Below are 10,028 nucleotides of genomic sequence, written 5' to 3' on the forward strand. Positions count from 1 at the left end.
TCATCAGAGTTTTTCTGACATAACATGGGCTCTGTCATTTTCCAAAATGGCAGAATATTCAATACTTCTTTCCAGTCGCTTGATCGATAAATCCTTCTTAAGGAGTTTTGGCATGGCAATACCAATAGTCAATTTATCCAGTCTCGATGGCATAGATGGTTTTCGCTTGGATGGAGAGACACAATATGATTTTTCGGGCCTGGTTAGTACTGCCGGAGATGTGAATGGCGATGGTTTTGATGATGTGATTATCGGTGCTTTTGGGTCTGATCAGAACGCGCTCGGCTCGGGTTCGAGTTATGTGGTATTTGGGAATGCGGGCGGATTTAACGCCAGCATGAACCTGTCTGATCTCGATGGCAATAATGGTTTTCGATTGGATGGAGAGGGAATAAATCACTTGTTGGGCACTTCAATTAGCAATGCGGGGGATGTGAATGGTGATGGTTTCGATGATGTGATTGTGAGTGCTCCTGGTGCCGATTCAAACGGCTACGATTCGGGTTCGAGTTACGTGGTTTTTGGTAAAGAATCTGGATTCGGTGCTGTAATTAATTTATCGAGTCTCAATGGCACAAATGGTTTTCGTTTGGATGGGGCGGCAAAATATGATGAAGCGGGTTTTTTAGTCAGTAATGCGGGGGACGTGAATGGTGATGGTTTTGATGATGTGATTGTGAGTGCTCCCCGTGCCGATTCAAACGGCTACGACTCGGGTTCGAGTTATGTGGTTTTTGGTAAAGAATCCGGATTCAGTGCTGCAATGAATTTATCGAGTATCGATGGCAATAATGGTTTCCGATTGGATGGAAATGCATATGATTATGTCGGTCTCTCGGTTAGCACTGCCGGTGATGTAAATGGTGATGGCCTTGATGATGTGATTGTGGGTGTCTATAAAGCTGATCTAAACGGTGCTGGGTCGGGTTCGAGTTACGTGGTTTTTGGTAAAGAATCTGGATTCAGTGCTGTAATGGATCTGTCGAGTATCGATGGCACAAATGGTTTCCGGTTGGATGGAACGACACATGATAGTGCGGGCTTGCCGGTCAGTACTGCGGGGGATATAAATGGCGATGGATTCGATGATGTGATTGTCGGTGCTTGGAGCGCTGAAACGGATGGCAACTTACTGGGTTCGAATTACATTGTATTTGGTAAAGCATCTGGATTTGATGCTGCAATGGATTTATCGAGTCTCGATGGCAACAATGGTTTTAGGTTAAATGAAAATAATAATTTTGGCTCTATAAGCTCGGTTAGCAACGCTGGAGACGTCAACGGAGATGGTATTGATGACTTCATTGTTGGCGTTTCTGGTGCTGAGCCGAACGGCCATTGGTCGGGTTCAAGTTACGTAGTGTTTGGCAAAACTTCTGGATTTAACGCTAGCATGGCTCTCTCGAATCTTTCGAGTATCGACGGCTTTCGTTTGGATGGGGCAGAAGATGATTTATCGGGCGGCTCAGTCAGCAGTGCGGGGGATGTTAATAGAGATGGATTTGATGATCTGATTATCGGTGCTAATGGTGCCGATCCGAATGGTGAAAGGTCAGGTTCCAGCTATATCGTTTTTGGTCGCAGTGACTTTGGTGATGGAGGATTTCCTGTCGTAGGCACGCCTGAAAATGATCAACTCGAAGGCACATCAGCGGCAGAGCATTTCAAAGCAGGTGATGGTAATGATCGCATGATCGGCCGTGGCGGCGCGGATGAGTTTCATGGCGAAGCAGGCAATGATTATATCCAGGTGTTGGATCTCGGCTTTGGCTTGGTGGATGGCGGTAGCGGCAATGACGTCTTACATACGGATGGCAAAGACCTGAACCTGGACTTGACTGGTTACCGTGGCAAAATCCGAGGCATCGAAACCATCGACCTGTCCGGTCAGGGCGACAATATGTTGACCCTGACTGAAGCGGAACTGAAAGAGTTGTCGGATACCACCGATACGCTCAAAGTCCACGGTAATGCCGGAGATCAAGTGATTCTCGAAGGTAACTGGATCGATGGGGGCGGTGAGGGCACTTATCACACTTATATGCAAGGTGATGCAGTAGCATTGGTCGAAAGCGGGATTTTGGTGATGCCCAAAACAATAATTAATTTATCCAGTCTCGATGGCAGTAACGGTTTCCGTTTGGATGGATCGGCAGCAGTTGATGAATCCGGCAGATCGGTCAGCAAAGCAGGGGACATCAACGGCGATGGTTTTGATGATGTGATTGTCGGTGCTCCTGGAGCTTCCGGGATTTATGATCTTTCCTCTGGATCTGCTTTTGTAGTGTTTGGCGCGGCCGCGGGTTTTGAAGCTTCTCTGGATTTATCCTTACTGGATGGAAAAAATGGTTTTCGAGTGGATGGTGAAGATGAGTTTAATTGGTTGGGTAACTCGGTCAGCTCTGCTGGTGACGTCAATGGCGATGGTTTTGATGATGTGATTTTAGGTGCCAACACTGATTTAAATGGCTATTCTTCAGGATCCAGTTATGTGTTATTCGGCAAAGCTTCCGGTTTCGACGCTACATTGAGTCTTCCTTCGCTGGATGGCGGCAACGGTTTTCGTCTGGATGGTGAAGCAGGTGATTACGCCAACACGGTCAGCGATGCAGGCGATGTCAACGGCGATGGTTTTGGTGACCTAATTATCGGCGCAGTTGGAGCTAGTTCGAATGGTGTGAGATCCGGTTCTACTTATGTGGTATTCGGGCGCGCTTCGGGTTTTGATGCCAAGCTGAATTTATCCAATCTTGATGGCCATAACGGTTTTCGTTTGGATGGAGAGTTGACAGATGGTTCTAATTCTTACAATGGGGATTATTCCGGTGAATCTGTCAGCAATGCGGGCGACGTCAACGGTGATGGTTTTGATGATGTGATTATCGGTGCTTCTGGTGCCGACCCAAATGGCGATAATTCAGGTAATAGTTATGTAGTATTTGGCAAGGCTTCAGGCTTCAGTGCTGAGATGGATTTAGCCAATCTTGATGGTAAAAATGGGTTCCGCTTGGATGGCGCTTCGGCTGGCGACAGTTCGGGTAAGTCTGTCAGCAGTGCGGGTGATGTCAACGGTGACGGTTTTGATGATGTGGTTATCGGTACTTTTGGTGGTGATTCAAATGACGAGCATTCTCACTCCAGTTATGTTGTGTTCGGGCGCGCTTCGGGTTTTAGCGCTGCGATGGATTTAGCCGGTCTCGATGGCAGTAATGGTTTCCGTTTGGATGGTGAAGTCGAAACTGATTGGGCAGGCAGATCGGTGAGTACTGCCGGAGACGTCAACGGCGATGGATTCGATGATGTAATTGTCGGTACTCCAAATGCTTATACCGGCGGCTCCAGTTACGTCGTATTTGGCAAAGCTTCCGGTTTTAGCGATGTGGTGGATTTAACCAATCTTGATAGCGATAGCGGTTTTCGGATAGATGGAGAGTCAGGGATTGATATGTCGAGTTCCTCCGTCAGCACTGCCGGGGATATTAACGGCGATGGTTTAGACGATTTGATCGTTGGTGCGAGCCATGCTGATTGGAACGACTTTCAATCCGGTTCGAGTTACATTATCTTTGGCAGAAAAAACTCAGGAAGTGTTAACGTTATTGAGGGTACATCCGAAGATGATCAACTCAAAGGCACATCAGCGGCAGAGCATTTCAAAGCAGGTGATGGCAATGACCGCATGATCGGCCGAGGTGGTGCGGATGAGTTTTACGGTGAAGCAGGTAATGATTATATCCAGGTAACGGATCTGGGTTTCGGATTGGTCGATGGCGGCGCGGGCAACGATGTTCTGCATACCGACGGCAAAGAACTGGATCTGGACTTGACTGATTACCCCGAGAAGATTCAAGGCATCGAAACCATCTGTTTGTATGGCCGCGGTGACAATACATTGACATTGACCGGCGCGGAACTGAAGCAGTTGTCGGATACCACCAATACCCTCAAAGTCCACGGTAATGCCGGAGATCAGGTCATTCTGGAAGGTAATTGGATCGATGGTGGCAGTCACGGTTTTTATCATACTTATACACAAGATGATGCGATGCTGCTGGTCGGCATGAATATGACGGCGGTGTTTGTCTGATCTCTTGCGATTAACTATTGATGGTTAACTTCAAGCACTGGCATTAAAGGAGACTTAATCATGGCAATATCCACAATTAAATTATCCAGCCTCGATGGTATCAACGGTTTTCGTTTGGATGGGGTGAGAGAACAAGATTATGCGGGTCAGGAAGTAAGCAATGCCGGGGATGTGAATGGTGATGGATTTGATGATGTGATTGTGGGTGCTCCCGGAGCTGATCTGAGCGGTGATTCGTCGGGTTCCAGTTATGTTGTATTTGGTAAATCCGCAGGATTCGATGCGAAGATGGATCTGAGTACTCTTGATGGCATGAACGGTTTTCGTTTGGATGGGATAACAGCACAAGATGAGTCGGGAATTTCGGTTAGCGGTGCCGGAGATGTGAATGGAGATGGTTTTGATGATGTGATAATCGGGGCTGATAACGCTGATCCGAACGGCTATTCATCAGGCTCCAGTTATGTGGTATTTGGTAAAACCTCAGGATTTGACGCAAGTATGGAATTGTCGAGCCTTGACGGTAGCAATGGTTTCCGTTTGGATGGAGTAGCGGCAAAGGACTTTTCTGGTAATTCTGTGAGTAACGCCGGGGATGTGAATGGCGATGGATTTGATGATGTGTTTGTGGGTACTAATACAGAAAATCCTAAAGGCGGCAACTTAGGTTTTAGTTACGTGGTGTTTGGTAAAGCCTCAGGATTTGACGCCAGTATGGATCTTTCTATTCTTGACGGCACGAATGGTTTTCGTTTGAATGGGGAGGCAGCATATGATAAGTCAGGCGCGTCGGGCAACAATGCCGGAGATGTGAATGGAGATGGCTTTGATGACTTGATTATTAGTGCTTCCTGGGCGGACCCAAATGGCTCTTTCTCGGGTTCGAGCTATGTGGTATTTGGAAAAGGATCTGGATTTAGCGCTAGCATGGAGTTGTTTACTCTTGACGGAAGTAACGGTTTTCGTTTGGATGGATCAGCAGAATTTGATCATTCAGGTTCGTCCGTTAGTACTGCCGGAGATGTGAATGGAGATGGCTTTGATGACTTGATTGTCGGTGCTCCTTGGGCTGAATCAAACGGCCCTTCCTCGGGTTCGAGTTATGTGATATTTGGTAAAGCCTCAGGTTTCAATGCCACAATGGATTTTTCAGTCCTTGATGGCAATAATGGTTTTCGTTTGGATGGAATCAGATTCCATAGTGCGGGTTCTTCGGTCAGCAGTGCCGGAGATGTGAATGGGGATGGTTTTGATGATGTGATAATCGGGGCTGATAACGCTGATCCGAACGGCTATTCATCAGGTTCCAGTTACGTGGTATTTGGTAAAGCCTCCGGTTTCAATCCCGCCATCGATTTATCCAGCTTGGATCGAGACGATGGTTTTCGTTTGGATGGCGTAACAGCATGGGATTCTTCCGGTTGGTCGGTGAGTACTGCCGGGGATGCGAATGGCGACGGCTTCGATGACTTGATTGTAGCTGCTCGCGGAGCTGATCCGAATGGAGAGGAGTCAGGATCCAGTTACGTTATCTTTGGTCGTAGAGATTTTCGTTTTGGAATCTTCCCAGAAATCGTAGGTTCACCTGAAGATGATCAACTCAAAGGTACTTCAGCGGCAGAGCATTTCATAGCAGGCGATGGTAATGATCATATCTTTGGATTTGGTGGAGCAGATGTGTTTCATGGCGATTCAGGCAATGATGATATCGACGTTTCGGATCTCACCTTTAGTTTAGTTGACGGTGGCAATGGTATCGATGTACTTAACCTGGACGGCAAGGGCTTGAATTTAGACCTGACCGATTTCAAGGAGAAAATTCAAGGGATCGAAACCATCAACCTATCTGGCTCGGACAAAAACACATTGACGCTGACTGGAGCGGAATTGAAGGATTTGTCGGATACCTCTGATACTCTTAAAGTTCAGGGCAATGCCGGGGATCGAGTTATTCTGGAAGGCAATTGGGTGGATGGGGGCCTTCAGGGCTTTTATCACGTCTACAGGCAAGACGATGTCGTCATATCGGTTGAAAACCAAGTTTCAATCACAGAGATGACTACCATTAATTTATCCAGTCTTGATGGCAATAATGGTTTTCGACTGGAAGGTGCAGCGGAGTATGATGGTTTTGGCCATTCAGTCAGTACCGCCGGGGATATGAATGGCGATGGATTTGAAGATGTGATTGTTAGCCGTTCAGTGGGTTCCAGTTACGTAGTTTTTGGTAAATCTTCTGGCCTTGACACCGCGATAGATGTATCCACCCTCAATGGAAATAATGGTTTCAGTTTGGATGGAGGAAAATTCTATCTCTTGGGAAACGTGGTCAGTAATGCCGGGGATGTGAATGGTGATGGATTTGATGATGTAATAGTGGGTGCCTGGCAGGCTTCGAGGTCATACACATCTGGTGCCAGTTTTGTAGTATTTGGAAAAGCATCGGGGTTTAGCGCCAGCATGAACCTGTCGAATCTCGATGGCAATAACGGTTTCCGATTGGATGGGGTAGCGTCATATGAAGGGTTATATGGCTACCTGGGCTTCTCGGTGAGTACTGCTGGGGATGTGAACGGTGATGGTTTTGATGACTTGATTGTCGGAGCTCCCGGAATGGATCCAAATGGCAGTTCATCAGGTTCCAGTTATGTGGTTTTTGGTAAATCATCCGGATTTGACGCCAGCATAGAAGTATCGAGTCTCGACGGCACGAATGGTTTTCGTTTAGATGGGATAGCAGCACAAGATAATTCGGGAATTTCGGTTAGCGGTGCCGGAGATGTGAATGGTGATGGATTTGATGATGTGATTGTGGGTGCTCATGGAGCTGATCCAAGGGGCTCTTACTCGGGTTCCAGTTATGTGGTTTTTGGGAAAGAGACTGGATTTAACGCCAGTATGAATCTGTCGAGTCTCGATGGCAAAAATGGTTTTCGCTTGGATGGTGAAGCAATAGATGATTTCTTAGGGAGGTCGGTGAGTACCGCCGGGGATGTGAATGGTGACGGATTCGGTGACGTGATTATTGGCGCAACTGGGGCTGACAAACAGGGGGATTTTTCGGGTTCAAGTTATGTAGTGTTTGGCAAAGCTTCAGGATTTAATGACAAAATCAATTTGTCCAGTCTTGATGGCACGAATGGTTTTCGACTGGATGGAGAAACGGAAGATGATTTCTTGGGCTCATCAGTCAGTACTGCTGGGGATGTGAATGGGGATGGATTCGATGATCTGATTGTGGGTGCCTGGGGAGCTGATCCGAATGGCGGGAAATCAGGTTCCAGTTATGTAGTGTTTGGCAGAGCCTCTGCCTTTAATGCTCTAATCGATTTATCAAGCCTGGAGAGAGGCTATGGTTTTCGCATAGATGGGGAAACGGCAGATGATTACTCGGGCGATTCGGTAAGTACCGCCGGGGATGTAAATGGCGATGGGTTTGATGATTTAATTGTCGGTGCTTTTCGAGCTGATTCGAATGGTTATGGATCTGGCTCCAGCTATATCATCTTTGGCCGCAGCGACTTTGGCGGTGAAGGAATTCCCGAAATCCTTGGCACACCTGGAGATGATCAGCTCAAAGGCACATCAGCGGCAGAGCTTTTCAAAGCAGGCGATGGCAATGATCGCATGATCGGTCGTGGCGGCGCGGATGAGTTTTACGGTGAAGCAGGTAATGATTATATTCAGGTAATCGATCTGAGTTTCGGATTGGTCGATGGCGGCGCGGGCAACGATGTTCTGCATACCGACGGTGCAGATCTGAATCTGGACTTGACCGATTACCTCGATAAGATCCAAGGCATCGAAACCATCTGCCTGTATGGCCGCGGCGACAATACGTTGACGCTGACGGGTGCGGAACTGAAAGCGTTATCGGATACCACCGATACCCTCAAAGTCCACGGCAATGCCGGCGATCAAGTGATTCTGGAAGGCAATTGGATCGATGGTGGCAGTCACGGTTTTTATCATACTTATACCCAAGATGATGCGGTGCTGCTGGTGGGCATAAATATGACAGCGGTGTTTGCGTAGTGAATTTTTAAGAAATACCGGAACTGGCACCCGTATTCGGCGGTACCAGTATTAGAATTGGGTTCAACAAGCTAATTTACTTCCTATCAGGCGCGCTTGTTGAATCGTTCGTTTCATTTGATGATGTCGTGCCTCCATGATCAGTTTCAATCACTCTGTTCGTCATATCGCGACTGGGTGTCAGCTCGATGTTGTCCTCAGCTTAACCAATGACGTTGCAGTTGCATGGTCTCATCTTGTTCCGCTTTTTATATTTCCCATGCGTCTAGGTGGCAGTTTGGCACCTGTCTGCAACCTCGAAGCGACAGGTAATTACTGGATATACATAAATATTATCAGTTGCTTATTGATTTCATCTTATTAAAGGTAGATCTGCGCTGGCTGATTGTCAGTCAATTTATTGCAGCGTAGACTTCATTCATGAATCGATGAGAACCGTGGAGAAAGTATTTCTTTCTCGATTCTCGCGCATGCCTGTTTAAAGAAAAGGAGTTTTATCAATATGGCAATTTCAACAATTAATGTGGCCACCCTGGATGGCACCAATGGATTTCGCATCGATGGAGAAGGCGTGGATTTTTTCTCCGGAGTATCCGTCAGCAGCGCCGGGGATATCAATGGTGACGGACTTGATGATGTGATGGTGGGTGCGCTGCGCAGTTATTATTTTAGCTATCACGATGGCCGCAGTTATGTGGTGTTTGGTCAGAATTCAGGTTTCGACGCTGTGATCGATCTTGCCAGTTTGGACGGCACGGATGGTTTCCGCATGATTGAAAGCAGAGCCCCGTATCTGGTCAGCGATGCCGGAGATGTCAATGGCGACGGCTTTGACGATGCTCTCATTGGGGTTGAGGGTTCATATGGCGTCTATAACAGCAGCGAAGGTGCTGCGTATGTGGTTTTTGGCAAGGCGGGCGGTTTTGCCGCCGACCTCGATCTATCCACGCTGGATGGTAAGAATGGCTTCAGCATGGACGGTACCGGAAAAGTCAATGTTACGGTCAGCAGTGCCGGTGATGTCAATGGCGACGGTGTCGATGATGTGATCGTGGGTGCTCGAACCGCCAGTTATGTGGTGTTTGGCAAGACTTCCGGTTTCGATGCGGGGTTGGATTTATCCGGGCTCGATGGAAATGATGGTTTCCGGCTGGAAGGAGGGGGCGCCGAAGTGAGCGGTGCCGGAGATATCAATGGCGATGGTTTTGACGATGTGATGGTGACGGTCGGTGCCGATGCTTATGGAGCAGATCAAAACACCGGCTATGTGGTGTTTGGGAAAGCTAGCGGCTTTAACTCCACGCTCGATTTGGCCAGCCTGGACGGTAGCGACGGGTTCAGTTTCAGTGACGGAAAATCCAATCCACAACCGAATTCGGTCAGCAATATCGGCGACATCAATGGCGATGGCCTGGATGACATTGTGTTTGGCACCCAGGCGTTTTATGACGAAGCCTCTCATACCGATTATGAGAGTGCGATGTATGTTCTGTTCGGGCGAACCGCCGGATTTTCGTCAGAAGTCGATTTATCCCATCTTGATGGCAGCAATGGCTTTCGTATCGATGGCGCTGAGAGCGAACAGTACTATGGGGTATCGGTAGACGGAGCGGGTGATGTCAACGGCGACGGTTTCGACGATGTGATCGTGGGCACGGATCAAACCGCGTATGTCGTATTCGGGAAAGCTTCCAGTTTCGACGCCACGCTCGATTTAACCATGCTGACCAGTGAGATGGGTTTCACTGTAACGGCCATTCCGGGGCGCACGTTCTTTAGCAGCGTCAGCAGCGCCGGGGACGTGAACAACGACGGCTTCGATGACCTGATCATTGGCGCGCCTTTCGATAACTTGGAACATTTTGAAGGTTCGAGTTATGTGGTATTTGGCCGCAGCGATTTTGGC

At 48.0% G+C, this 10,028-nt stretch carries 3 protein-coding genes; all 3 read left to right on the forward strand.

What is annotated here, in order from left to right; translation table 11 throughout:
- The first annotated feature begins 112 nt into the window (after window positions 1-112).
- Window positions 113-4,087 (forward strand): integrin alpha, encoded by a 3,975-nt coding sequence (locus ABF87_RS05940; RefSeq protein WP_160828217.1) that lies wholly within the window; start codon window positions 113-115, stop codon window positions 4,085-4,087.
- Window positions 4,088-4,147: 60 nt separating this feature from the next.
- Window positions 4,148-8,122 carry an integrin alpha gene (locus tag ABF87_RS05945; RefSeq protein WP_160828218.1) on the forward strand — a complete coding sequence of 1,325 codons (3,975 nt, stop codon included), beginning with the start codon at window positions 4,148-4,150 and terminating at the stop codon, window positions 8,120-8,122.
- 502 nt (window positions 8,123-8,624) lie between these two features.
- On the forward strand, window positions 8,625-10,028 hold a 1,404-nt coding region (locus tag ABF87_RS05950), incomplete at its 3' end, for an integrin alpha (RefSeq protein WP_160828219.1).

It is taken from the genome of Nitrosomonas sp. JL21 (assembly GCF_009833095.1).
Lineage (GTDB): Bacteria > Pseudomonadota > Gammaproteobacteria > Burkholderiales > Nitrosomonadaceae > Nitrosomonas.